At 72.1% G+C, this 23,398-nt stretch carries 24 protein-coding genes; 10 read left to right on the top strand and 14 right to left on the bottom strand.

Annotated features, from left to right (window positions below; genetic code table 11):
• The first annotated feature begins 10 nt into the window (after positions 1-10).
• Positions 11-1,540 (top strand): amidohydrolase family protein, encoded by a 1,530-nt coding sequence (locus tag ASD18_RS02075; protein ID WP_056086004.1) that lies wholly within the window; start codon positions 11-13, stop codon positions 1,538-1,540.
• A 43-nt stretch (positions 1,541-1,583) separates the two neighbouring features.
• Complete coding sequence (locus ASD18_RS02070; protein ID WP_056086000.1) at positions 1,584-1,973, top strand: RidA family protein; 390 nt, start codon at positions 1,584-1,586, stop codon at positions 1,971-1,973.
• Positions 1,974-2,050: 77 nt separating this feature from the next.
• Here ASD18_RS02070 and ASD18_RS02065 read toward each other — a convergent pair whose 3' ends face one another.
• Both ASD18_RS02065 and ASD18_RS02060 read right to left on the bottom strand, forming a co-directional pair.
• The gene (locus tag ASD18_RS02065; RefSeq protein ID WP_056091361.1) at positions 2,051-3,262 is read right to left on the bottom strand and encodes an alanine racemase; all 1,212 of its coding nucleotides are present in this window, start codon (positions 3,260-3,262) and stop codon (positions 2,051-2,053) included.
• Entirely contained in the window at positions 3,259-3,948 is a 690-nt protein-coding gene (locus ASD18_RS02060; RefSeq protein ID WP_056085997.1) for an HNH endonuclease family protein, read from the bottom strand. The genes ASD18_RS02065 and ASD18_RS02060 overlap by 4 nt, the downstream gene beginning before the upstream one ends.
• Before the next feature lie 109 nt (positions 3,949-4,057).
• On the opposite strand from ASD18_RS02060, the gene ASD18_RS02055 reads away from it, so the two are divergent.
• The 4 genes from ASD18_RS02055 (at position 4,058) to ASD18_RS02040 (ending at position 7,278) form a co-directional block, all read left to right on the top strand.
• Entirely contained in the window at positions 4,058-4,450 is a 393-nt protein-coding gene (locus ASD18_RS02055) for a MerR family transcriptional regulator (protein WP_056085995.1), read from the top strand.
• Positions 4,451-4,486: 36 nt separating this feature from the next.
• Positions 4,487-4,918, top strand: a complete 432-nt coding sequence (locus ASD18_RS02050; RefSeq protein ID WP_200938427.1) for a DUF2809 domain-containing protein — start codon at positions 4,487-4,489, stop codon at positions 4,916-4,918.
• A 34-nt stretch (positions 4,919-4,952) separates the two neighbouring features.
• Positions 4,953-5,690, top strand: coding sequence for an MIP/aquaporin family protein (locus ASD18_RS02045; RefSeq protein WP_056085992.1), 738 nt, complete (start codon positions 4,953-4,955; stop codon positions 5,688-5,690).
• An 85-nt stretch (positions 5,691-5,775) separates the two neighbouring features.
• Positions 5,776-7,278, top strand: coding sequence for an amino acid permease (locus tag ASD18_RS02040; protein ID WP_056085990.1), 1,503 nt, complete (start codon positions 5,776-5,778; stop codon positions 7,276-7,278).
• Here ASD18_RS02040 and ASD18_RS02035 read toward each other — a convergent pair.
• Positions 7,275-7,715, bottom strand: a complete 441-nt coding sequence (locus ASD18_RS02035; protein ID WP_056085988.1) for a nitroreductase family deazaflavin-dependent oxidoreductase — start codon at positions 7,713-7,715, stop codon at positions 7,275-7,277. The genes ASD18_RS02040 and ASD18_RS02035 overlap by 4 nt on opposite strands.
• A 118-nt stretch (positions 7,716-7,833) precedes the next feature.
• On the opposite strand from ASD18_RS02035, the gene ASD18_RS02030 reads away from it, so the two are divergent.
• Positions 7,834-8,463, top strand: a complete 630-nt coding sequence (locus ASD18_RS02030) for a hypothetical protein (protein WP_156387851.1) — start codon at positions 7,834-7,836, stop codon at positions 8,461-8,463.
• 41 nt (positions 8,464-8,504) lie between these two features.
• Here ASD18_RS02030 and ASD18_RS02025 read toward each other — a convergent pair whose 3' ends face one another.
• A complete protein-coding gene (locus tag ASD18_RS02025) occupies positions 8,505-8,687 on the bottom strand; it encodes an antitoxin (RefSeq protein ID WP_056085984.1) in 183 nt (60 codons plus the stop codon).
• Between the two features lie 30 nt (positions 8,688-8,717).
• Positions 8,718-10,097, bottom strand: a complete 1,380-nt coding sequence (locus tag ASD18_RS02020; RefSeq protein WP_082573440.1) for an MFS transporter — start codon at positions 10,095-10,097, stop codon at positions 8,718-8,720.
• Positions 10,098-10,201: 104 nt separating this feature from the next.
• On the opposite strand from ASD18_RS02020, the gene ASD18_RS02015 reads away from it, so the two are divergent.
• Positions 10,202-11,488, top strand: coding sequence for an alpha/beta fold hydrolase (locus ASD18_RS02015; protein ID WP_369817244.1), 1,287 nt, complete (start codon positions 10,202-10,204; stop codon positions 11,486-11,488).
• On the opposite strand, the gene ASD18_RS02010 is transcribed toward ASD18_RS02015, so the two are convergent.
• Positions 11,485-11,919: a hypothetical protein gene (locus ASD18_RS02010; RefSeq protein ID WP_056085979.1), complete on the bottom strand. Its 435-nt coding sequence runs from the start codon at positions 11,917-11,919 to the stop codon at positions 11,485-11,487. The two genes, ASD18_RS02015 and ASD18_RS02010, sit on opposite strands and share 4 nt — an antisense overlap.
• A gap of 129 nt (positions 11,920-12,048) precedes the next feature.
• Between ASD18_RS02010 and ASD18_RS02005 the strand changes: the two genes are divergently transcribed.
• Positions 12,049-12,522, top strand: coding sequence for an SRPBCC domain-containing protein (locus ASD18_RS02005; RefSeq protein WP_056085977.1), 474 nt, complete (start codon positions 12,049-12,051; stop codon positions 12,520-12,522).
• 46 nt (positions 12,523-12,568) lie between these two features.
• On the opposite strand, the gene ASD18_RS02000 is transcribed toward ASD18_RS02005, so the two are convergent.
• From ASD18_RS02000 to ASD18_RS01990, 3 genes are read right to left on the bottom strand one after another with little or no spacing between them, the layout of a single operon-like run.
• Positions 12,569-14,353 (bottom strand): carbohydrate-binding domain-containing protein, encoded by a 1,785-nt coding sequence (locus ASD18_RS02000; RefSeq protein ID WP_056085975.1) that lies wholly within the window; start codon positions 14,351-14,353, stop codon positions 12,569-12,571.
• Between the two features lie 12 nt (positions 14,354-14,365).
• Complete coding sequence (locus tag ASD18_RS01995; RefSeq protein ID WP_056085973.1) at positions 14,366-15,088, bottom strand: polyphosphate polymerase domain-containing protein; 723 nt, start codon at positions 15,086-15,088, stop codon at positions 14,366-14,368.
• The gene (locus tag ASD18_RS01990) at positions 15,085-15,657 is read right to left on the bottom strand and encodes a DUF4956 domain-containing protein (protein ID WP_056085971.1); all 573 of its coding nucleotides are present in this window, start codon (positions 15,655-15,657) and stop codon (positions 15,085-15,087) included. Before ASD18_RS01990 ends, ASD18_RS01995 begins: the two co-directional genes overlap by 4 nt.
• A gap of 180 nt (positions 15,658-15,837) precedes the next feature.
• Here ASD18_RS01990 and ASD18_RS01985 point away from each other — a divergent pair, with 180 nt between their 5' ends.
• Positions 15,838-16,653, top strand: a complete 816-nt coding sequence (locus ASD18_RS01985; RefSeq protein ID WP_056085968.1) for a hypothetical protein — start codon at positions 15,838-15,840, stop codon at positions 16,651-16,653.
• A gap of 41 nt (positions 16,654-16,694) precedes the next feature.
• Here the strand turns inward: ASD18_RS01985 and ASD18_RS01980 are convergent, their stop codons facing one another.
• The 5 genes from ASD18_RS01980 to ASD18_RS01960 form a co-directional block, all read right to left on the bottom strand.
• Positions 16,695-17,723, bottom strand: coding sequence for an LLM class flavin-dependent oxidoreductase (locus tag ASD18_RS01980; protein ID WP_056085966.1), 1,029 nt, complete (start codon positions 17,721-17,723; stop codon positions 16,695-16,697).
• Between the two features lie 53 nt (positions 17,724-17,776).
• Positions 17,777-19,177, bottom strand: a complete 1,401-nt coding sequence (locus ASD18_RS01975) for a glucose-6-phosphate dehydrogenase (RefSeq protein WP_056085964.1) — start codon at positions 19,175-19,177, stop codon at positions 17,777-17,779.
• An 88-nt stretch (positions 19,178-19,265) separates the two neighbouring features.
• Positions 19,266-19,727 (bottom strand): pyridoxamine 5'-phosphate oxidase family protein, encoded by a 462-nt coding sequence (locus ASD18_RS01970; protein WP_056085962.1) that lies wholly within the window; start codon positions 19,725-19,727, stop codon positions 19,266-19,268.
• A gap of 78 nt (positions 19,728-19,805) precedes the next feature.
• Positions 19,806-21,095 carry a glycosyltransferase gene (locus ASD18_RS01965; protein WP_056085960.1) on the bottom strand — a complete coding sequence of 430 codons (1,290 nt, stop codon included), beginning with the start codon at positions 21,093-21,095 and terminating at the stop codon, positions 19,806-19,808.
• A gap of 14 nt (positions 21,096-21,109) precedes the next feature.
• Positions 21,110-23,329: a glycoside hydrolase domain-containing protein gene (locus ASD18_RS01960; protein WP_056085958.1), complete on the bottom strand. Its 2,220-nt coding sequence runs from the start codon at positions 23,327-23,329 to the stop codon at positions 21,110-21,112.
• Between the last annotated feature and the right edge of the window lie 69 nt (positions 23,330-23,398).

Below are 23,398 nucleotides of genomic sequence, written 5' to 3'. Positions count from 1 at the left end.
GTCAATCCCGATGGATGATCGTCCGGTGATCCTGGTGCGCGGCGGGCTGCTGGTCCATGACGAGCTGGTCCGCGCCGACCTGCGGGTGGTCGGCGACCGGATCACGGAGATCGGTCCGGACCTGCCGGTCGACGGTGCCGACGTCGTCGACGCGGACGGTCTGATCGTGATGCCGGGGTTCGTGGACGCCCACGCGCACGCCGATGCCGCGGTGCTCGATCCCGACGTGCAGGCGGCGCTGACCCACCAGGGCGTGACCACGGTGGTGCTCGGCCAGGACGGCGTCTCCTATGCGCCCTCGCCGGCGGGATCGGGGGCCACCGAGTACGCCGTGCGGTACTTCGCCGCCATCAACGGCACCCACCCGACCTTCCGCGGCGGAGCGGTGGCGGACCTGCTGGACACCTACGACCGCGCGACCACCGTGCACACCGCCTACCTGGTCCCGCACGGGACGCTGCGGTACGCGGTCCTGGGGGCCGACGACCGGCCGGCCCGGCCCGACGAGGTCGCCGCGATGGCTCGCCTGCTGGAGCAGGGTCTCGACGACGGCGCCCGCGGCATGTCGACCGGGCTCGAGTACGCGCCGGCGTCGTCGGCGGACCGTGCCGAGCTGCTCGCCCTGTGCGAGGTGCTGGCGCGGCGGGGTCGGCCGCACGTGTCGCACATGCGCGGGTACGAGGACAAGGCCCCCGCCGCGCTCGCGGAGCTCCTCGACCTGGCACGTGCGACCGGCGTCGGCACGCACGTGTCGCACTACCACGGGCCCGCCGAGCGCCTCGGCCCGCTCGTCGACGGCGTCCTGGCGGAGGGCCTCGACCTCACCTTCGACGCCTACCCATACCTGCGCGGCGCGTCGATCCTCGCCCTCGTGGCACTCCCGGACTGGCTGCCGCTGGCCGACGCCGACCGCACGCTCGCGCTCCTGGCCGACCCCGCCGTCCGCGACCGGCTGCCCGCGCGGGACGGCGTCTGGCCGCGGGTGACGCTGGCGTGGGTGCCGGGCATGCCCTGGGCGGAGGGGCTGCCGCTGCTCGAGGTGGCGAGCCGACTCGGCATGACCCCCGGCGACGCCGTCCTGCACCTGCTGGTGACGACGAACCTCCAGGTGGGCTGCGTGTTCGCCCAGCCGCCGACGAACTCCGACGAGTCCGTGCGCGCCCTGCTCCGGCACCCCGCGCACTGCGCCGGGTCCGACGGGATCTACCAGGGCGGCCACCCCCACCCGCGCGGCTGGGGGACGTTCGCCCGCTTCCTCGGCAGGCACGTGCGCGAGCTGGGGGACTGGGACTGGCCCACCGCCGCGCAGCACCTGTCTACGACGGCCGCGCGGCGGTTCGGCCTCGACGACCGCGGGACCCTGCGGCCGGGCGCGCGGGCCGACGTGGTGCTCGTCGACGCGGAAACGGTCGCCGACCGGGCCACCTACGACGACCCCCGCCGGCTGGCGACGGGAGTCCAGGCGGTCCTGGTCGACGGTGTCCCGACCCTGCGCGACGCGCGCCTCACCGGCGCCCTCCCCGGTCGCGCGGTCCGCTGAGGAAGACTGTCTCCCGTAGCGCTCACCACCGAGAGGCAGTGCGATGACCCGCGAGAAGATCAGCACCCCCGACGCACCGCAGCCCGCCGGCAACTACTCGCAGGGGATCCGGCTGGGCAACCTCGTGTGGACGGCGGGCTTCGGGCCGCAGCACCCGGTCACCGGCGAGATCGCCCCGACGGTCGCCGAGCAGACGCGCCAGGTGCTCCGGAACGTCGAGGCGACGCTGGTCGCGGCCGGGCTCGACCTCGGCGACGTGGTGAAGACGACCGTGCACCTGGCCGACCTCGCCGACTTCGCGGAGTTCGACGCGGCCTACGGTGAGTTCTTCCCGTACCCGAAGCCGGCGCGCACCACGGTCGGCTCGCAGCTGGCGGGGATCAAGGTCGAGATCGACGTGATCGCGGGCCGGCTGACGTCCGACGACGACTGAGCGTTCTCACCCACGCCCGAGCTCGCCGCCGCCCACTTCGAGACGTCGTTCACGCGCATCGCCGCGGAGGGCGTCCGCTAGAACCAGGTGGTGACGACGTCGATCACGCGGAGGTCGGCGTCGAGCACCGGGACCACCCGCCACTTGTCGAACGCCGTGCACGGGTGGGAGATGCCGAGCTCGATCAGGTCCCCGACGCACAGCTCGGTGCCGGAGCCCTCCAGGTAGGCGTGCTGGTCGTTGGTGCGCGTGACGGACCAGCCCTCCACGGCGACCGGCTCCTCGGAGGCGCGGTGCCGGCGCAGTGGCACCGGCAGGCCGGCGTCGTAGGGGACGTCGCGCTTGCCGGCGCCCAGCAGCGCGAGCCCGGGCTCGGGGGTCGACGAGACCTGCGCCCAGACCCGCAGCGCCGGGTGCAGGCCGCCGGCGATGCGGGTGAACGGCGTCGACGCCACGTAGGTGCCGTGGTCGTGCGTGACGTAGGAGCCCGACCGCAGGATCGTCGTGCTCGGCACCCCGGCGACCTCCGACCCGCCGAGCACCTCCGCGACCGCGTCGAAGTACGCGGACCCGCCGGCGGAGAGCACGACGTGCTCCCCGAGCAGTCCCGCGCCGACGAGCATCTCCGCCACGGCACGGACGTCGGTGAGGAACTCGCGCGCCGCGTCGACGTCGCCGAGGCCGCCCTCGTAGGCGCTGACCCCGACGAGCTCGATCCCCGGGACCCCGGCCACGCGCTGCGCCACCGCGAGCGCCTGGTCACCGGTGCGCACGCCGGTCCGACCGCCTCCGAAGCCCACCTCGAGCAGCACACGCAGGTGACCGTCACCGACCGCGGCGGCGGCGGCGTCCACCGCCTCGACGGAGTCGACGCAGACGAGGATCTCGGCGTCGGTGACCGACGCGATCCAGCGCAGCACGGTCGGGTCGAGCACCTCGTTGGCGACCAGCAGCCGCCGCACGCCGAACGAGTACGCGGCGAGCAGCTGGTTGCCGGTGGCCACGGTGATGCCCCAGGCCCCGGCGTCGAGCTGCGCGGCGAAGAGCTCGGGCGACATGGTCGTCTTGCCGTGCGGCGCGAACGCGAGCCCGTGCCGGGCGCTGAATGCGGCGAGCTCGGCGAGGTTGTGCGCCAGGGCGTCAGCGTCCAGGGTCATCGCGGGCCAGGTCAGCGAGCCGTCGGTGAGCGTGTGCCCCGCGGCGACGAACTCGGAGCGAGTCACCGGGGTCGGCGCCCAGACGCCCTTGGTCGTCGGGCCCAGGAGCAGGGGAGGCAGGCGCAGCGTCATGGTGGCCTCACCGTACCGACGACGCACCTGCCGAGCTCCCGGTCCAGCGCCGCACGTTCCGCGGCGGTGACCCACAACCCGTACGCCGCCTTCACCCGCACCTGCCGGAGCGCGTAGACGCAGCGGTACCCGCGGTTGGGCGGCAGCCAGGTGGCCGCGTCGCCGGCCCCCTTCTCCTGGTTGGCGGGACCGTCGACGGCGAGCAGGTTGGCGGGGTCGTTGGCGAACACCTCGCGCTCCGCCGGAGACCACTCCTGCGCGCCGGTCTGCCAGGCGTGCGAGAGCGCGACGACGTGGTCGATCTGGACGGCCGCCGAGTCGGGTCCGCGGGCGAACGGGATCGGTACGCCCGTGTAGGGGTCCTCGAGCGTGCCGCGGAGCACCACGCAGTGCTCGACCACGGTCTCGAGGAGGTCCCTCTGGAGGATGTCGTTCCGGGTGTCGCAGCCGTTGCGGTCCACGTCGGCCCAGGCCTGGCCGAACCGTTCCCGCGCGTACCCGGTGCTCGGCGCCTTGCCGCGGACGGGGAGGGTGTCGAGCGCCGCCCGCCCGGCGGCGAGGTCGTCGGCGGTCACCGCGTACCGGGCGGCGACGCGCGCCTGGGACCAGGCGGGTGCGCCGGCGCCGATCGCGACGCAGACGACGAGGCCGACGAGCCACGGGCCGGGGCGGTGCCAGGAGGTCACCGGCCCATCGTGGACGTCGCACGCGGCACGCGGGACGTCCCTGTGGACACGCGGGGCTGGGGGCGGCCCGCTTGACTTCGAGTGCACTCGAAGGCGCACCATCGACGCCATGAGCGTCGTGACGGACCGGGTGACCCTGAGCATCGCCGAGGCGGCCGAGGCCACCGGCCTGACCACCCACACCCTGCGCTACTACGAGCGCGACGGGCTGCTGCTCGACGCGGTCGACCGGGCGTCGTCGGGCCACCGCCGGTACTCGGACGACGACCTGGGCTGGATCCGGATGGTCACCCGGCTGCGCTCCACGGGCATGCCCATCCGGGAGGTCCGCCAGTACGCCGACCTGGTCCGGGCGGGCGACGGCAACGAGGCCGAGCGGCTCCAGCTGCTGGTCGCGCACCGCGACCGCGTCCGGCAGCAGCTGGCCGAGGTGGCCACGCACCTGGACGCGATCGAGCTCAAGATCGGGCTGTACGAGCGCAGGACCTGCACGAAGGCCTGACACGACCTCCGCGTCCCGGCACGTACGGTCGCTCACGTGCCGGACGACCGCTCGCGTGACGACTTCCTGCCGCTCGCGGTCACCGACCCTTCACGCGAGGTGCTGCGGCAGCGCATGCTCGCCGCGCTCGCGGCCGCCGGGCTCGTCGCGCTCGGGCTCCTCGTGTCCCGGCTGGACGGACCGCTCGCCGACAAGGTCGGCGACGTCCTGTACGCGGCGCTCGTCTACGCCCTGCTCGTCGTGGTCGCCCCGCGCGCCCGCCGGTGGGCCGTGGCCGCCGTCGCGTTCGGCGTGTGCGCGCTGGTGGAGCTCGCGCAACTCACCGGGATCCCCGCCGCAGCCGTCGCCGCCGTGCCGGCCGCCCGGTACGTGCTCGGGACCACCTTCGTCGCCCTCGACCTCGTCGCGTACGCAGTCGGTGCCGCGCTCGCGGCGTTCGTGCGGCGCCCACCGGTTGTGCCAGGCTGACCCCGCCTGAGCCGGATCGAACAGTGGAGCGCCGATGGATCCGTCGTACAGCCTGGCCATCCGCCTGACCTGCGAGTTCATCGGCACCGCGATCCTCATCATCCTGGGCAACGGCACGGTCGCGAACGTGCACCTCAAGGGCTCCAAGGGGTACCGCGGCGGGTGGTCGCTGATCGCGATGGGCTACGGGTTCGGCGTGATGATCCCCGCGATGATGTTCGGCGGGATCAGCGGCAACCAGATCAACCCCGCCTTCACCGTCGGCCTCGCCGTCTGGGGCATGTTCCCGTGGAGCGAGGTCGCGCCCTACATCGTCGCGCAGATGCTCGGCGCGATGGCCGGCCAGATCGCCATCGTCGTCACCCACAAGCCGTACTACGACATGACGACCGACCCCGCGGACATCCTGGCGACGTTCTCCACGGTCAACGCCGTGCACTCGCGGCTCAACGGGTTCCTGTCCGAGCTCCTGGGATCGGTCGTGCTCTTCTCGTGCGCGCTGGCAATCGTGCACTCGCCGCTCGCGGTGAACGAGCCTGCCGTCGCCCACCTCGCGCTCGGGTTCCTGGTGTGGGGCCTCGTCGCCGGACTCGGCGGTCCCACCGGCCCGGCGCTCAACCCTGCGCGTGACCTCGGTCCGCGCCTCGTGCACGCGTTCCTGCCGCTGAAGCACAAGGGTCCGTCGGACTGGGGCTACTCGTGGGTGCCCGTGGCGGCCCCCCTGCTGGGCGGCATCATCGGCGTCGGCGGCTGGTACCTGCTGCTCGGCTGACGCGAGCGGCTGACACGAGCGGCTGACGCGAGCGCAAGACGAAACGGGCCACAACCGGCATGCTCGTCCCCGGGGGTGGTCGCACATGGCCGTGGACACCAGCATCTTCCGCCGCAAGTCGGTCGAGGACTCCATGGAGGAGTCGCTCGATCCCGAGCGCGCGCTGCGCCGGACCCTGACCACGTGGGACCTCATCGTCCTGGGTGTCGCGGTGGCCGTCGGCGCGGGCATCTTCTCGGTGGGCGCCACCGCGGCGGCGAACTACGCCGGGCCGGCCGTCATCGTCTCGTTCATCATCGCCTCGATCGTGTGCGGGCTGGCCATCATGTGCTACGCCGAGTTCGCCTCGACGCTGCCGGTCGCCGGTTCCGCCTACACGTTCTCCTACGCGTCGATGGGGGAGTTCGTCGCCTGGATCATCGGGTGGGACCTCATCCTCGAGATGCTGCTGGGCTCCGCGGTCATCGCGAAGTTCTGGGGCGTCTACCTGGCCGACGCGCTCGGGCTGTTCGGCTTCGACGTGCCCACGACCATCGCGATCGGACCCGTCGACGTGGACTGGGGGCCGGTGGTCATCGTGGCGGTCTTCACGACGCTGCTGGTCTTCGGCACCAAGCTGAGCACGCGCGTGAACAGCATCTTCACGATCATCAAGGTCGCGATCACGATCTTCGTCATCGTCGTCGGCTTCTTCTACGTGAACACCGCCAACTACTCGCCGTTCGTGCCGCCGTCGCAGCCGGCCCCGGAACGCACCTCGCTCGAGCAGCCGGTGTTCGCGTTCCTGTTCGGACTCGAGCCCACCTCGTACGGCGTGATCGGCATCCTGTCCGGGGCGGCTCTGGTGTTCTTCGCGTTCATCGGGTTCGACGTCGTCGCGACCACCGCCGAGGAGACCAAGGAGCCGCAGCGGACCGTCCCGCGCGGCATCCTCGGCGGCCTGGCGATCGTCACCGTGCTCTACATCCTGGTGACGGTGGTGGTCACCGGGATGGTCTCCTACACCGAGCTCGCGGCGGCCGACACCCCGTCGCTCACCACCGCGTTCGTCCTGGTCGGCGCCGACTGGGCGGGGCGCGTGATCTCCGTCGGGATCCTGGTGGGCCTCACGTCGGTGCTCATGGTGCTCCTGCTGGGCCTGACCCGGATCGTGTTCGCCATGAGCCGTGACGGGCTGCTGCCCCGGGGCGCGTCGCGGACCTCCCCCAAGTACGGCACCCCGGTCCGGCTGCAGATCGGCGTCGGCATCGTGGTCGCGATCATCGCGGGGCTGTCCGAGGTGGAGCTGCTCGAGGAGATGATCAACATCGGGACGCTGTCGGCGTTCGTGCTGGTCAGCTTCGGCATCCCGGTCCTGCGCAAGCGGCGGCCGGACCTCACGCGCGGGTTCCGGGTGCCCTGGTCCCCGGCGCTGCCGATCGTCGCCGGGGTGGCGTGCCTGTGGCTGATGGTGAACCTGACCACCCTGACCTGGCTGCGGTTCCTCGCGTGGTTGGCGGTGGGCGTGATCATCTACTTCGCGTACTCGTACCGGCACTCGATCGCCGCGAACCCGCACTTCGACTCGCGGACGGGCGCGAAGCTCTAGTCCTCGATCGGCTCCAGCACGAACACCGGGATGCGGCGGTCCGTCTTCGTCTGGTACCCGTCGTACGCGGGCCAGACCTCGGTGGCGCGCGCCCACCACTCATCGCGCTCGGCGCCGCTGGTCTCGCGCGCGAGGTAGTCCTTCCTCACCGCGCCGTCCTGCAGCTCGACGTGGGGGTGCTCCACGAGGTTGCGGTACCAGGCGGGGTTCTCGGGGGTCCCGCCCTTCGAGGCGACGACCGCGTACCGGCCCTCGTGCTCGACGCGCATGAGTGCGGTCTTGCGCAGCTTGCCGCTGGTCGCGCCCACGGAGGTGAGCACGATGACCGGCTTGCCCTGCAGGGTGTTGGCCTTCTGGCCGTCGGTGCGCTCGAAGGTCTCGGCCTGCTTGCGGGCCCAGTCGGACGTGCTCGGGAGGTACTCACCGGTGAGAGGCATGTGAACCCGAACCGTCGTGCCGGGCAGACGCATTCCCGGTGGGCTCAAGTGCGTATCCGGGGCAACCGATGAGGGCGTCACAGGGCGCGATCAGCGCTCGCAGAGAATGGAGCCCGCCGTGAAGTTCAACCCGCCGCCGAACTGGCCGGCACCCCCCGAGGGGTTCTCGCCCGAGCCGGGCTGGACGCCGGACCCGTCGCTGCCCGCGCCGCCTCCCGGCTGGCTCCTGTGGGTCGACGACGACGTCACCCTCGCGGGCGAGACCACCGAGGGGACCCGGCACTACAAGCAGGCGGTCACGTCGTTCTGGGTGGGCATCGGGTTCTTCCTGGCCGGTGCGATCTCCACGATCGTCACGTCGAACTCGACCAGCGGGGTCTACTGGTACGGCGGCATGATCGTCGGCGTCATCTCCCTGGTCCGGGCGTTCGCGGCCTACCGGTCGGCCCGCAAGGAGGGTGCCCCGTCGCTGCGGGGGACCGCGAGGATCGTCGCGATCGTCGGGCTGGTGCTCGTGGTGGGGACGGGCATCACGGCTGCCGCCTCGTTCTTCGGGCAGGAGAGCCTGTCCGCCTCCGCCGGCTCGTGCTGGCACATCGACGACGAGGACACCGCCCAGCTGGTCTCGTGCGAGGACGCGCATGAGTACAAGGCCGTCTCCCTGGTCGACGACATCGAGCAGTGCCCGGGGGAGATCTACCTCGAGGGTGACGACGCCGGCACGTACCTCTGCCTGCAGCAGGACTGACGAGCGCGACGGCCCCCGGTCGGTGACCGGGGGCCCCGTCGTTACTTCTTCTGCTCGTCCAGGTAGTCCTTGGCCTTCTCGACGACGCTGTCGACCGTGCTGTCCTGGCTGTCGTTGGTCCGCGCCTTCACGGCCTCACCGGCCTTGTCCAGGGCGTCCTTGGCCTGCTCCTCGTGCCCGCTGAGCGCGTCCTTCGCCTTGCCGACCAGATCCTCGATACCCATGGGTCGTGCCCTTCTCTCGGGAGACGCCCCTCAGTCTGGCCCGGCCGCGGTGGCCTCGCTCACCGAGCCGTGCTCGACCGTGGTGCGGGGCATGGAGGCGGCGGCCGCGACCGTGGCCAGCGCGACCAGCGTGACGGCGCCGAACGCGAGCGTGACGGCGTCGCCGAACTGCGCCGGGTCCTGAGCGGGGGTCTCGCCGCTCATCAGCGCGTTGACCAGCGCGCCGAGCGCCGCGACGCCGACCGCGCTGCCCATGGACCGCGCGAAGAGGTTGGCGCCCGTGACCACCCCGCGGTCGCCCCAGCCGACGCTGGACTGCGCGGCGATGAGGCTCGGGGACGCGACGAGCCCGAGCCCGATACCGGACACGAAGCACGCGAGGCCGACGGCCCAGACCGAGGGGTGCATCGAGGCGAGCACGAGCCCGCCGGTGCCCAGCACCACCACCGCGGACCCGATGAGCATGGTGGTGCGGAACCCGAGCCGCAGGAAGAGCCGGCCCGACTGGGACGCCGCGATCGGCCAGCCGATGGTCAGCGCCGCGAGCGTGAGCCCGGACGTCAGCGGCGAGACGCCGAGCAGCGCCTCCAGGAACGTCGGCACGTACGACGTGAGCCCGATGAGGATGATCCCGACGCCCACCCCGACCAGCGCCGAGGCCCGCAGCAGCCGTCGCGAGAACACCCACAGCGGCAGCACGGGCTCCTCCGCGCGCTGCTCCACGCGGACGAACGCGACGAGCATCAGGGCGCCGACGACGAACGCCCCGACGCTCGGCACGGAGAGCCACTCCCACGCGTTCCCGCCCTCGAGCAGGGCCAGGATCAGCAGGCTCATCCCGGTGGTGAGCAGCACGCCGCCGGCCCAGTCGATGCGGTGCCGGGTGTGCTCCACGGTCTCGTGGAAGTACCGCACCAGCAGCCAGGCCGCAGCCAGGCACAGCGGGATGTTGACGAAGAAGATCCAGTTCCAGGACAGGAACTCGGAGAACACCCCGCCGAGCGTGGGTCCGACCACCGACGACACGCCCCAGACGCTCGCGATGTAGCCCTGCGCCTTGGCCCGCTCGGCGACGGTGTAGATGTCGCCGGCGATGGTGATGGCCATCGGCTGCACCGCGCCGGCGCCGAGGCCTTGGACGGCGCGGAACGCGATGAGGGCGGGCATGCTCCAGGCGAACCCGCAGAGGATCGAGCCGAGCAGGAACAGGCCGATGCCGAGGAGCGCCACCGGCTTGCGGCCGACGGTGTCCGCCAGCTTGGAGTAGATCGGGACGCTCACGGCCTGGGTGAGCAGGTAGACGGAGAACAGCCACGGGAAGCTGGTGAAGCCGCCGAGGTCCGCGACGATCGTCGGCACCGCGGTGGCCAGGATCGTCGCGTCGATGGCGACCAGACCGGTGGTCACCATGATGGCGACGAGGATCGGGCCGCGGTCGGACCGGAAGCCGACGCCGGTGCTGCTCAGGGGGACCTCCTGGGGTGGTGGTTCTGCCCCGACCCTAGGCTGGCGGTGTGACGCACCAGTACGCGATGACCGGCTTCACCGTCCGCGAGCACCGGGTGGAGGTGCCGGTCGACTGGTCCGCGCCAGAGCGCTTCGGGTCGATCGAGGTGTTCGCCCGCGAGCTGGTGGACCCGGAGCAGGCGTCCGACGACCTGCCGCTGCTGGTGTTCCTGCAGGGCGGACCGGGCGGTCAGGGACCGCGGCCGCTCGGCGACGGCTGGATCGCGAGAGCCCTGGAGAGGTACCGCGTGATCCTCCTGGACCAGCGCGGGACCGGACGCTCGTCGCCGGTGGACGGACGGGTGATCCGCGGGTTCGACGACGCCGCGCAGGCCGCCGACTACCTCGCGTGCTTCCGCGGGGACGCCATCGTCGAGGACGCCGAGCACCTGCGCCGGACGGTCTACGCGGGCCGGCAGTGGGCCACCCTCGGCCAGTCGTACGGGGGGTTCCTCACACTCACGTACCTGTCGCGGCACCCCGGTGCGCTCACCCGCTGCTTCGTGACCGGCGGACTCCCGCCGGCGACGGCCACCGCGGAGGAGGTCTACGCGCACACGTACCGCCGGCAGGCGGCGCGCAACCGCGAGCTCGCGCGGCTGCATCCCGGCGACGTGCCGGTGCTCGGGCGCATCGCGGACCTGCTCGGCGAGCGCGACGCGGTGCTCCCGAACGGCGACCCGTTCACGCCCGAGCGGCTGCAGCAGCTGGGCATGCCGCTCGGGATGAGCACCGGGATCGACTCGGTGCACTGGCTGCTGGACACCGCGCTCAGCGCCGACGGCGGTCTCTCCGAGGGGTTCCTCGCGGCGGTGGCCGACCAGACCGGGTTCGACGGCGGGCCGCTCTACGCGGTGCTGCAGGAGGTCATCTACCACCAGGGCGAGCGGGAGCCCGGCTGGGCCGCGCAGGCTGAGCACGACCGGTGGCCGTCGTTCGCGTCGGCCGCCCGCCCGCTGCAGCTCACCGGCGAGGTGATCTTCCCCTGGATGTACTCCCAGCACCGTGCGCTGCGCCCGTTCCGGGGGGCTGCCGAGGAGCTCGCCGCCCGCACGTCGTGGCCGGCGCTCTACGACCTGGACCGGCTGGCGTCGAACGAGGTGCCGGTGGCGGCCGTGCAGTACTACGACGACCCGTACGTGGACCTGGACCTCGCGCTGGCCACCGAGGTCGGCCACCTCGACGTCTGGATCACCAACGAGCACCTGCACGACGGGCTGCGCGCAGCCGGCGACGAGATCCTGCCGCGGCTGTTCGACCTCGCGGCCGGGAAGGCGCGCGTGACCGGCCGCTAGGCCTCCGGACGTGCCTCGTGCCCGGGGCGACCGTGGGTGCGGTTCTCCTCCTTGAGCCGCGCCTCGTACACGTGCCGGCGACCGGCCATGAGCTCGTCGCGGACGCGCTTCTCCGCCGCCTCGAACACCCGGTAGTACTGCTCGTCGTAGGCCTCGACCACCTGGAACGTCCACCGGCCGGGCAGCACGTTGCGGCCGACGAGCTCGGCGCGGAGCTCGTCGGCCAGCTCCTGGTGCCCCGCCTCCGCCAGCTGGTCCAGGGCCTCGGCCAGCTCGTTGTCCGCGCGGCCCGTGAGCCGGTGGAACGCGTAGAGCATGCCGCGGGCGTGCTCGACCACCTCGAACGCGGCAGTGAGCGCACCGACGGCGTCGACGACGGCCTCCGAGGTGCCCGGAGGTTCGCGGTGGGCGTCGTCGCGCTCGTCGGCCATGTGTCGATCGTGGCCGCGGGTGCCCGATCGCGCGCGCCGAAACAAGGTGCAATCAGGTGGTTGCTATTGGAGCTCGCGACGCCTATCGTCGATCTGCAACCAATCAATTGCAGATGCGAGGAGCTGACCATGAGCGCGGACTTCACGACGACCTACACGGTCGACCAGACGCCCGACGAGGTGTTCGCGGCCGTCACCGACGTGCGCGGCTGGTGGGTCGACGCGATCGAGGGCGGGACCGCCCAGCTGGGCGACGAGTTCATCTTCCACAACGAGCCCATCCACCGGTCCGTCCAGCGGCTGACCGACGTGGTGCCGGGGGAGCGGGTCGAGTGGCTGGTCCTCGAGGCCGAGCTGAACTTCGTCGAGGACACGGCCGAGTGGGTGGGCACGCGCATCCGGTTCGACATCACGCCGACCGACTCCGGCACGCGCCTCACGTTCACGCACCTCGGGCTGGTGCCGGCGCACGAGTGCTACGAGATCTGCCACGACGCGTGGAGCTGGTACATCAACGTCAGCCTCAAGCGCCGGATCACCACCGGCGTCGGCCAGCCGGGTCAGGTGCCGACCGAGGCGCTCCGCACGCGGGTCGTGCTGTGACGTCGACGGCCCCGACATCCGTGGATGCCGGGGCCGTCGTCCCGCGTCAGGGACGGGTGCCGGGGCGACCGCCGCCGCCGGGGCCGCCCTGGCCGCCGCCGCCCATCCCCGCGATCGCCTCGCCGGCGGTGCCGGTCGCCACGACCGTGGAGCCGCTGCTGTCGCCGGCCTCCGCGAGCCCGCCGACGGTCTCCCCACTGACCGAGCCGCCGGTCGCCGCCGAGTACGTCTCGCCGGAGACGACGTCGGCGGAGGCGTAGACCAGCGACGTGAAGTCCTTCGACGACTCGAACGCGGCGAGCTCGTTCCCGTCGGCGTCGAGGACGTGGACCACCGTGCCGGCGGACTGGGTCGAGGAGAACGTGAAGGCGACGAACGACTGGGCGGACTCGGCACCGGGGGTCATCGCCATGCCGGACGCGCCGGCCGCGAGGATCGTGCCGCCGGAGACGTCGAACGTGCCGTCCACGTCCAGTGCGCCGTTGCCGTCGTTCGTCGGCCCGCTCACGACGGCCGTGCCGCCGGTCATGGTGAAGAACCCGTTGGCGTCGAGCCCGTCCCCGCCCGAGTCGACGACGATCGTGCCGCCCGTGATGGTCAGGCCGACGTCCGCGGCCGCTGTGCCGCCGGGAGCCTGCTCGCCCGTGGCGTCGGGGTCGGAGGCGTTCACGCCGTCGTCGCTGGCCACCACGCTGATGTCCCCGCCGCCGAGGGTGATGAGGCCGGCCTCGAGGCCCTCGTTCGACCCCGTGATGTCGACGGTGCCGTCGCTGATCTGCAGCGCCTGGTCGCCGTGCACGCCGTCGTCCCCCGCGTCGATGGTCACGGAACCGCCCGCGATGCTGACGACGCCGTCCGAACCGATCCCGTCGTCGGCCGCGTCGATGAGCAGCAGCCCGCCGCCGACCACCACGGAGACCGTGCCGGAGACGCCCTTGGGGGAGGCGTCGTCCGCGACCGCGGCCCCGCTGCCGCCGCCGGAGACGACCGCGACCGTGCCGTCCGCGACGATCACGTCGGTCTGCGCCGCGATGCCGTCGTCGCCCGCCGCGATGGTCACGTCGCCGCCGGTGATCTCCACGTACCCGAGGGTCTCGTCCTCGTCGTTGTCCGACTTCAGGCCGTCGCCCCCCGCCGTGACGTCGAGCGTGCCGCCTGAGACGACGAGGTAGTCCTTGCCGCGGATGCCGTCGTCGACCGCGTCCACCGTGATGGTGCCGCCTGCGATGACGAGGCCGTCCTTGGCGGCGATCCCGTCGTTCGCGTTGCCCGCCACGGTCAGCGAGCCGTCGCCGGTGATCGTGAGGTCCGCACTGCTGTACAGGGCCGCGCTCGCCTCGTCGGTGTCCGCATAGGCGGTGGTGTCGGACAGGGTGCTGTCGCCCTCGAGGTGGACCACCACCTGGTCGGCGTCGGGCACCTGCAGCGGGGAGGTGGTCGAGCTGGCCAGGGAGGCGTCGTCGAGGATGAGGTGGACGACGCCGTCGTCGGTGGTGTTCACGACGACCGAGCCGTCGGCGAGCGTGCCGCTCAGCCGGTAGGTGCCGGCCGCGGTGATCGTGATCGTGCTCCCGTCGACTGTCACGCCGTCGGTCGCGGTCGGGGTGTCGAGGTCGATGGCGACCTCGTCGTCCGACGCGGTCAGGTCCACGTCGTCGGGCGCGGTGTTGGCGGCCATCGCCTGCTCGACGGTGACGTTCGCGTCGGACGTGGTGGTCACTGTCGTGCTCGACTCCGTCGTGGACGCGGCGTCGGCCGTGGCCGTGCAGCCGGCGAGGAGCGCCGCGACCAGGGCGGCGGGGACGAGGATCTTCGGGGTGAGGCGTCGCATGAGGGTGTGCTCCTAACGGGTGACGTGCCGGTCGAGGACGCGGCGCCACGGGTGGTGGGGGAGGTCGGTGTGCAGGGCGGCCATACCGGTGCCGTACTTGGAGATGCGGACCGGGCGGTGGCCGTGCCGCCACAGGAGGCGGTCGGTGGAGGAAGGCGTCGAGCCCGTCTTGGTCTCGATGACCACGCGGTCCGGCAGCGCCCTCGACTCGCCCGTGAGGGCCGACGTCCACACCAGGCCGGTGTCGATCGTCGTGCGGCTCTGGGTCCGGGGGAGGAAGAGCGTGGTGCGCCGGTAGGTGCTGACCAGGGTCGGGCTGTACAGGCCGGTGCTGTCGAGGACGTCGTCGGCGAACCGGCGGCCCTCGTCGGTCAGGGTGTCGCGGTCGTCCGGGTCGTACGGCAGGCGCGTCTTGACCGTGCTGCCGCGCGGACCGCGGGTCTTGACCTCGACCCAGCAGAGCTCGGAGTCCACGTAGGTGCGCGTGCGGATCTTGAACCGCCGCCGACGCCGGTGGGCCGCCCCGAGGTAGCTGGTGAGGTCGGGGGTGTCGAAGTAGACCGACTCGTAGGCGAAGTCGCGCTCGTCGCCGATCTGGAGGATGCGCGCACCCGGCTCGATGCCGCGCAGGAGCACCGGGACCGCCTCCGCCGGGACCACGTACTTGCGGTCCATCCGGGTCTGCAGGCTCGCTCGCTCGGTGAGCTCGACGAGGTCGATGGGCTCGAAGCTCATGCCGACACCGCCACCCGGGCCCGTGCCGTGGTCAGCTCGTACCGGACGTCCACGCAGGTGGTGTCGTTGACCAGGTCGACGCGCTGCACGATCGCGGTGTGCACGGTGGCGCCGAGCAGGCGTTCCAGGTGCGCGACCAGCGCGGTCTCGTCGGTGATCGCCGAGTCCAGCACCATCGTCTGCTGCCGGTACTGCCGGAGCATCCGCGGGTGGTCGACGACGGCCATGACCACGACGATCAGGACCATCAGCGAGGCGTTCAGGGCCGACGGCGTCACTGCCAGCCCGCCCAGCAGTCCGAGCGCCAGCGCCGAGAAGTAGTAGGCGACCTCGTGCTGGGTCAGCTCCGTGGACCGCAGCCGGATGATCGACAGCACGCCGAACAGCCCGAGCCCGAGGCCAGCACCGACCGCGCTGCTCGCCAGGGCGGTCGCCACCGCCAGCACGCCGACGTTGACGCCGAGGTACGCGACGACGAGGTCACGCCGCCGGTGCCGGGGGAAGTAGACGCCGAACGCGAGGACGCTGATGGCGACGAGGTCGAGCGCGAGGAGCGCGTACTGAGTCATGGGAACCCTCCTAGTGGGACGGGTTCCATTCAGCCGAGCGAGCCTGTGCCGTGGCTGTGCGAGGGCTGAGGCGCAGGCGTGCATCGTGCACAGATCACCCGGCGACCGGCGATGCGACGGCGGCCGATATGGAAGGGTTTCCCCTCGTTCCCCCCCGCCCCCCACCCTGGGAGTTCCCCCGTGCGCGTGTCCCGTCGTCTGCTCGCCGTCCCGGCCGCCGCCGTCCTCGCCTGGTCGCTGACCGCGTGCGGAGGTTCCGCGCCGGAGGCCGCGCCGACCTCCTCCGCGAGCGCCTCGGTCGAGCAGGAGGAGACCGTCGTCGAGCCCGCCGGCTTCGAGCTCACCGCCGACAACCTGGGGGACATCGCCACGGCGATGCTGGCCGCGAAGACCTACGACACGACGATGGTCACCGACGTCGCCGGCGCCTCCATGACCGCCCAGGGCCAGGCACGCGTGACCGACGCCGGCAACGAGCTGATCATGACGATGAGCAGCGCGCAGATGACCGCGCCCATCGAGATGCGCATCGTCGGCGGCCAGCTCTACATCAACATGGGCGAGCTGACCGGGGGCATGTTCTGGCAGCTGGACCCCACCGACACCAGCAACCCCCTGACCGCGTCGCTCTCGCAGACCACCGGCGCCAGCGCGACCGACAGCCTCGCGGAGATCCTCCCCGCGCTGGTCAGCGTCACGAAGTCCGGCGCCGCCGAGCAGCTCGACGGCGTCAGCGCGCAGCCGTACGACGTGGTCGTCGACACGAGCAAGATGGCCGGTGCGTCCGCCGAGCAGTTCGCCGCCGCAGCCGCCGCGGGCGTCGAGGTGCCGAAGGAGATCACGTACACGTACTGGGTCGGGGAGGACAAGCTGCCCCGCAAGCTCGTGATGGACATGATGGGGTCGCACATCGAGATGACGCTCAGCAACTGGGGCGGTCCCGTGACGATCGAGGCCCCGCCGGCCGACCAGGTGACGGCACCGCCGGCGATGTGATCAGCGCCTGACGCGGTACCGGGTCTGCAGCACGCCGCGCGTCAGGCCGGGGTCCAGCCGAGTCGGGGCGCGATGCTCGTCGCCACGTTCTCCAGGATGCGGCGGCTCATCGCGTGCGTGGCGTTCGCCGGGAGGACGATGTCGAGCCCGGTGGCCTCCTGGAGCGCGACGTCGGCCTGCAGGCTGGCGACGACCTCGTCGGGCGACCCGTGGTGCGTCGGGCTGAACACCCCGAACCCGGTGCCGGCGGGCGGTCGACCCGTGGCGTCGAAGCGGGCGGCGTACCAGGCGATGTACTCGGCGAAGAGCTCGTCGTCCTCGGGCGCGACGCTCGGCAGGACGATCCGGCCCGCGACCGCTCGGGGGGTGCGACCGGGGACGTCGAACGTCTCCTTGTGCGCGCGGATCTGGTCGCGCTGCGTCTCCTCGAAGGACCGCCCGTCGTCCTCGCCGTTGAGGGTGGAGACCAGCAGGTCCATCCCGTGCTCGGCGGTCCGCACGGCGGTCGCCCGGGACCCGGGCCCGTACCAGACGCGATCGGCCAGGCCGGGACTGTGCGGCGTGACGGTCAGCGGGGTGCCGGGCGGCGCGATCGGGAAGCCGCCCTCCGGGGCGACCGCGACGGGCTCCCCGGCCAGGGCCGCGCGCAGGCGACCGATGCGGTGCTGGGACTCGTCGTCGAACGAGAGCTCGCTGGGACCGTAGACCCCGTCCAGCAGCGCGGCCGACGGCTTGATCCCGCCGGCGACCCCCAGCTCGAGCCGCCCGCCGGACAGCAGGTCGACCGTGGCGGCGTCCTCCGCGACCGCGATCGGGTCCGCGTACCGCATCGGGAGGACCGCGGTGCCGAACCGGATGCGCGTGGTCGCCTGGCCGATGGCCGCGAACAGCGGGAACGGCGAGGAGAGGAACTTCTCGAGGTGACGGACCCGGACCCAGCCGGTGTCGTAGCCGAGCTCCTCCGCGTACCGGAACAGGTCGATCGCGTCGCGCAGGGACTGGCCGGCGTCGGCCGGGTCGTCGTACGGGACGAACGTGAGGAAGCTGAGCTCGAGGCGGGGCGCGGTCACGCGCGCATCGTACGAGGGCGTTCGTCGGGGAGACGCACCCGCGCGACCTGGTCTCAGTCGCCGAGCACCCACCCGTGCGGCTCGGCCAGCGTCTCGGCAGACGTCGGCCCCCACGAGCCGACCGCGTACGGCTCGGGCGTCGGACGCTCGTCGCCCAGCACGGGAGCGAACGCGATCCACGCCGCCTCCAGCCCGGCGGGCGTCGTGAACAGCGTGCGGTCGCCGACGAGCACGTCCTCGAGCAGCCCGGCATACGGCGGCAACGACTCGCCCGGCTCGACCTCGGCCAGCTCCAGGTTGGCCGTCCCGGTGCCGAGCTCGAGGAACGCGCCGGGCTTCTTGACGGTCGTCGTCACCTTCAGCTCGCCCGAGCCGGCCAGCGAGATGACCACGCGGTTGGGGCCGACGGGGGAGCCGAACAGGGTGTCCGGCGTCCGCAGCACGAGCGTCACCTGCTGCGCCGAGCCGCCCATCCGCTTGCCGGTCCGCAGCAGGAACGGCACGCCCTCCCACCGCTCGGTGTCCACCCAGAGGCGCGCGGCGACGAACGTGTCGGTGGTGGAGTCGTCGGGCACGCCCTCGATGTCGCGGTAGCCCTCGAACTGCCCGAGCACCATGTCGTTCGCGGGGTCGAGCGGGCGGAAGTGCGTGATGACGTCCTCGCGCGCCTTGCCCAGGTTCGCGGCGTCGAGCTTGCGGGGCGGCTCCATCGCGACCTCGGCGGCCACCTGGAACAGGTGGGTGACCAGCATGTCGAGCGCGGCGCCGGTGGCGTCGTAGAACTCGGCGCGCTGCGCGACGTCCAGCGTCTCGGGCACGTCGATCTGCACCTGCTCCACGTGCCGCCGGTTCCACACCCCGCCGAACAGCTCGTTGGCGAACCGCAGCACGTGCAGGTTCTGCGTCGCCTCCTTGCCCAGGAAGTGGTCGATCCGGAACACCTGCTCCTCGTCGAACGCGGCGTGCACGGTCGCGTCGAGGTCCCGGAACGTCTCCAGCGACGTGCCGTACGGCTTCTCGTAGACCACGCGGACCCCGTCGGTCAGCCCGGCCTTGTCCAGCGCGCGCGTGATCGGCGCGAACGACGACGGCGGAACCGCGAGGTAGTGGATGACCGTCGCACCGCCGCCGAGCACGCCCTGCAGCCGCTCCAGCTCCCCGGGCAGCTCGTCGGCGCTCCCGTCCTCGGTGACGTCGCCGCAGTACGCGGTGTGCTTGGTCAGCTCGGGGACGCCCTCGGCAGCCTCCTCGTCGCCGAACTCCTCGACCGCGGCGCGGAGCAGCTCGTCGAACTCCTTCGAGCTGATCGGCGTCCGGCCCGTGCCGAGCAGCGCCCAGTGCTCGGGAAGCAGACCGCGGCGCTGGAGGGTGGCCAGCGCGGGCAGGACCATGCGCTGCGCGAGATCCCCGCGGGCACCGTGCAGGACGAAGATCAGGGGCTCGGTGGGCGCCATCGGGCAGGGTCCTCACGACGGAGACAGGCGGAGCCTCGACCGTACGTGCGGTGGGCGATGGGCGCGCGGTGACGACGGCTCGCCCGGGTCAGTCGAACGTGGGGAAGCCCTTGCGGTAGTCGAAGGAGACGACGTGATCCGGCCGGACGCGGATGACCACCGGCTCCCAGGTGTCGGCGAGCCGGTGCGCGAAGGCGTCGGCGGCGTCGGCGGGCATGTACCGGCGGAAGATCGTCGCGCGCTTGGCCACGACGTCCTGATGATCCAGCTCAGCGGTGCCGTAGATGACGGCGCCGACGAGTGCCGGGGCGGTGACGTCGACCAGCACCGTCACGCGCGGGTCCCGGGCGATGTTCCGCACCTTCTGCGACATGCTCTGCGTGCCGAGCAGGATGTCCGGCGCCTCGTACACGAAGTACAGGGGCGCCACGTGGATGCTGCCGTCCTCGTTGTGCGTGGCGAGGCGGGCGATGTCCGCGGTCTGGAGGAGCTCGGTGATCTCGTCCTCGGTCAGCGGGGGAGCCTGCGGGTAGATCACGCTGTCGGCCACGATGCCTCCTGCGGGTGAGGGTCGGCCGACCCTCGTCGATCCCGCCAGTGTCCGACCGCGCTGATGAGCGCGTCAACGTCAGCCGACCGGCGTCGGAACCCGCTCGACCCGGGCGACGCGGTCCAGGATCGCGTCCAGCACCGCCCCGCGGTCGAACTGCATCGCGTGCAGGCGGGCGCGGGTCTCCCAGCCGGCGCGCTCGTCGGGGGACATGGTCAGCACGCGGTCCAGGGCTGCTGCGATGGACGACGGCGACTCCACCGGCACGATGATCGCGGTGTCGCCGACGGCCTCGCCGATGCCCCCGGTGTCGGTGGTGATGACCGGGCCGCCGCCGGCGAGCATCTTCTCGGCCAGGGCGATGCCGAACGTCTCGACGAACTCCGGACGCGGCTTGCTCGGCAGGACGTACGACGCGGATGCGGCCATGAGGTGGGCCTTCTCGTCGTCGTCGACGTCGTCGAAGAACACGATCCGGTCGGCGGCCGTCGATGCGGCGGCGAGCTCCTGCAGGCGGGACGCGTCGGGCCCGTTGCCGGCGACGACCAGTCGGAGCGAGGACGCGGCGGCGCTGGCCGCGAAGCCGGCGATGAGGTCGTCGACCCCCTTGGCGTGCGCGAGGCGGGACAAGAACAGGACGTACCCGTCGCGCTCCAGTCCCCGGACCGCGAGCACGCGGTCGGTCTCGGCGGTGTCGAGGTCCAGGTACGAGCCCACGTCGATGGCGGGGTAGGAGACCGTGACGCGCTCGCGGCACTGGGCGGCGAACGTGGTGCCGTGCTTGGCGTCGATGGCGGCGGCCTCGGCGATGATCAGCTCGCGCGTGTAGTCGCTGACCGCGAGGCACACGTCGTGCTCGAGGTAGCTGGACAGCACGTGCGCGGCGGCACCGAACTCGTCCTTCTCGACGCAGGCGCGCACCACGTTGGTGACGTCGGAGCCGACCGCCTCGGCGACCGTCGTGACGTTCACGGGCAGGCCGGTCCGGCGCGCGACGTGCACGGCGTCGGCCACGGCGAGCGAGTGCGGGCTCAGGTACAGGGACATCGCGACCGTCGGGACGCCGTCGGTGAACAGCTCCACCAGGCGGCCGACGATCCCCGCGAGCCAGCGGCCGTCGGGGACCTTGTAGTCGCCGACCGGTTCGGGGCGCTCGACCGTGATGCCCGGCGAGTACGGCAGCACGCCGTCGAGCGGCTTGAGCGGGAGGCCCGTCGCCTGCAGCCGGTCGATCGGCCACGTGACGATGCGGACGTCGTCGAAACCCCGCTGCAGGGCGGCCTCCGCGAGGTTGCGGGCCTCGCCCGAGTGCCCGCAGATGACCGGGTCGGCGCGGACGACGATGACGAGACGGCGGTTCGGGAACACGGCGACTCCTGGGGTCAGCGCCGCAGCGCGGTGGTCGGGGGGGTCGTGCTCACGGACGGGGGCCGGACGGTGGTGCCCCAGTCGCCGGGCGTCGGTCCGAGCTCCAGGTGCAGGCGCCCGCCGCGGTGGAGCTCGGTGCCGGTCAGCCAGGTGCGATCGAGCCGCTCACCGTCGAGGTGCACGGACTGTACATACTGGACAGGGCCGTCGGGGGTGGGTTCGACGAATCCCGAGGTCTCGATGGTGAAGTTGCGGTCGCCGACCTCGATGCTCGACTCCCGCCACGCGGGCGCACTGAGGAGGAACAGGTTCTGCCCCGCCACCGGGAAGAGCCCCAGCGAGGCCCACACGAACCACGAGCTGAGCCCGCCGGAGTCGTCGTTCCCGGGCAGCCCGCCGCGCCCGACGCCGAACTGGTTCTGCACGATCGCCTGCACCACCTCGGCGGTCCGGTCGGGCCGGCCCGCGTAGTGGTAGGACCAGGGAGCCTCCATGTCGGGCTCGTTGTTCAGGCCCTCGAACCGGTTGAGCGCGTAGCCGGCTGCCATCTCCTCGAGGCCAGGCCGCAGGCCCGGCTGGGTCACGGGCGGGGCGCCGAACCCGAAGAACTGGTCGAGCTGGGCGACGAAGGCGTCGTCGCCACCCGAGAGCTTGATGCGCGCCGCCATGTCGTGCACCAGCCGGAACGAGTAGTTCCAGCGGCCGCCCTCGTAGTACGTGGAGTCCTGCAGGAGTCCGGTCTCCTCGTCGAACGCGTTGATCCAGCGGGCGGCGAGGGGCGTGAACTGCTCGACGAGCATCGGGTCCCCGACGTGCGCCGCGATCTGCGACGTGCACCAGTACCCGAACGCGAGGTCGAGCGTGTGGCTGATCGGGTGCACCTTGCCGCGCAGCAGGAAGTCCTCGCCGTACGTGCGGCGCAGGTCGTTGTGCATGTGCACCAGCGCCCAGTCCCAGTCCATGCCGGGCAGGCCCAGCTGGCACAGGTCGGACAGGAACGTGTGCGCGAGCGCGCTCGCCTGCCGGCTGAACTGGTCGGCGCCGCGGGCCATCCGGTACCCGATCGGGAGGTTCCCCTCCTCCTCGGAGATGTACAGGAGCGCGTTCGCCAGCTCCATCGCCTTGTCCGGCATGAGCGTGGTCAGCAGGGGCAGCTGCGTCCGGTAGATGTCCCACATGGTCGCGATGTCGAACGCGAACGGGCCGTCCGTCGGCCAGAACGGTGACTCGTCGAGCGCCAGGCACGGCTTGATCAGCGAGTGGTACAGCGCGGTCGAGAAGACGGTCTGCTTGTCCTTCGACGGGGTGTCCACCCGGATCTTGCCGAGGCTCTCCTGCCACTTCTCCGCAGTCGCCGCGCGCCTCGTCGCAAAGCTGGACGGCCCGGGACCGCACTCGCGCTCGAGGTTCTCCCGCGCCTGGTCGACACCCCGCAGCGAGAACCCGAACCGCAGCTCCACCACCTGACCGGGCTCCGACGGCCCGGCCCACATCAGCCCGAAGGGCCGCAGGGTCGTCGGCCGGATCCGGTCGAAGTCCAACCGTGTGCCGCCCGGCATGAGCCGACGGTCGTACCAGAGCATCTGCCGCCAGCGCGGGTCGTCACACTCCACGTGGATGGCCAGCGGAGCACCCTCGACGACGATCTCGCCCTGCGCGATCCCCGGGCTCAGCGAGTGCAGGTGCGCCCGCAGCGGCACCGTGCGGCCGTAGGGGATGGTCAGGCCGCCGAGCGAGAAGTCGATCACCAGGCGCGCGTCGCGGTGCGCGGGGAACGTGTACCGGTGCACCGCCGACTTGGGGCCGACGGTGATCTCCGCGCGGATCCCCGACTCGAGCGTGGCCGCGTAGTACCCGGGCTCCGCGGCCTCGTCGACGATCTCCCACACGTCACCGAGACCGTCCAGGGGCTGCAGCATCGGGGTGACGCGGAAGTAGTTGTAGTACTTGCGGATGGCGCCCGTGCCGGACTGCTGGAAGTGCGTGAACCCGCTGGCCACCTGGCGCTCGTGCATCTCCGTGGGGAGGCCCTCGGTGCCGAGGTCGTAGCGGCCGTAGCCCGTCGGGTACGCGCCGCTGTACGCGCACGCGCTGACCATGCCGAGCGGGTACGTGGCACCCGGGTGCGTGTTGCCGACCTGCGGCTTGGGCCACCACCAGCTGGTGGCGATGCCCTGCTGCGGCGGCAGGCTCGTGGCTTCCGTGCCGATGAAGGGGTCGACGCGTTCGAACATCCGCCGCTCCTTGCGCTCGTCCGGGTGGGGACAGGGTCGCGTGCGGGAGACGCCTGCGTCCATGCCTGT

The organism is Cellulomonas sp. Root137 (assembly GCF_001426725.1).
Taxonomy (GTDB): domain Bacteria; phylum Actinomycetota; class Actinomycetes; order Actinomycetales; family Cellulomonadaceae; genus Cellulomonas.
Note: the sequence above shows the minus strand (reverse complement) of the source record. Positions and strands in the feature narration are given on the sequence as shown.

Excerpts from the sequence above, each read along its gene's own strand:
- ASD18_RS02075 (WP_056086004.1), top strand. The coding sequence starts at position 11 with ATGGATGATCGTCCGGTGATCCTGGTGCGCGGCGGGCTGCTGGTCCAT.
- ASD18_RS02070 (WP_056086000.1), top strand. The coding sequence starts at position 1,584 with ATGACCCGCGAGAAGATCAGCACCCCCGACGCACCGCAGCCCGCCGGC.
- ASD18_RS02065 (WP_056091361.1), bottom strand. The coding sequence starts at position 3,262 with ATGACGCTGCGCCTGCCTCCCCTGCTCCTGGGCCCGACGACCAAGGGC.
- ASD18_RS02055 (WP_056085995.1), top strand. The coding sequence starts at position 4,058 with ATGAGCGTCGTGACGGACCGGGTGACCCTGAGCATCGCCGAGGCGGCC.
- ASD18_RS02045 (WP_056085992.1), top strand. The coding sequence starts at position 4,953 with ATGGATCCGTCGTACAGCCTGGCCATCCGCCTGACCTGCGAGTTCATC.
- ASD18_RS02040 (WP_056085990.1), top strand. The coding sequence starts at position 5,776 with ATGGCCGTGGACACCAGCATCTTCCGCCGCAAGTCGGTCGAGGACTCC.
- ASD18_RS02035 (WP_056085988.1), bottom strand. The coding sequence starts at position 7,715 with ATGCCTCTCACCGGTGAGTACCTCCCGAGCACGTCCGACTGGGCCCGC.
- ASD18_RS02025 (WP_056085984.1), bottom strand. The coding sequence starts at position 8,687 with ATGGGTATCGAGGATCTGGTCGGCAAGGCGAAGGACGCGCTCAGCGGG.
- ASD18_RS02020 (WP_082573440.1), bottom strand. The coding sequence starts at position 10,097 with ATGGTGACCACCGGTCTGGTCGCCATCGACGCGACGATCCTGGCCACC.
- ASD18_RS02010 (WP_056085979.1), bottom strand. The coding sequence starts at position 11,919 with ATGGCCGACGAGCGCGACGACGCCCACCGCGAACCTCCGGGCACCTCG.
- ASD18_RS02005 (WP_056085977.1), top strand. The coding sequence starts at position 12,049 with ATGAGCGCGGACTTCACGACGACCTACACGGTCGACCAGACGCCCGAC.
- ASD18_RS02000 (WP_056085975.1), bottom strand. The coding sequence starts at position 14,353 with ATGCGACGCCTCACCCCGAAGATCCTCGTCCCCGCCGCCCTGGTCGCG.
- ASD18_RS01995 (WP_056085973.1), bottom strand. The coding sequence starts at position 15,088 with ATGAGCTTCGAGCCCATCGACCTCGTCGAGCTCACCGAGCGAGCGAGC.
- ASD18_RS01990 (WP_056085971.1), bottom strand. The coding sequence starts at position 15,657 with ATGACTCAGTACGCGCTCCTCGCGCTCGACCTCGTCGCCATCAGCGTC.
- ASD18_RS01975 (WP_056085964.1), bottom strand. The coding sequence starts at position 19,177 with ATGGCGCCCACCGAGCCCCTGATCTTCGTCCTGCACGGTGCCCGCGGG.
- ASD18_RS01960 (WP_056085958.1), bottom strand. The coding sequence starts at position 23,329 with ATGTTCGAACGCGTCGACCCCTTCATCGGCACGGAAGCCACGAGCCTG.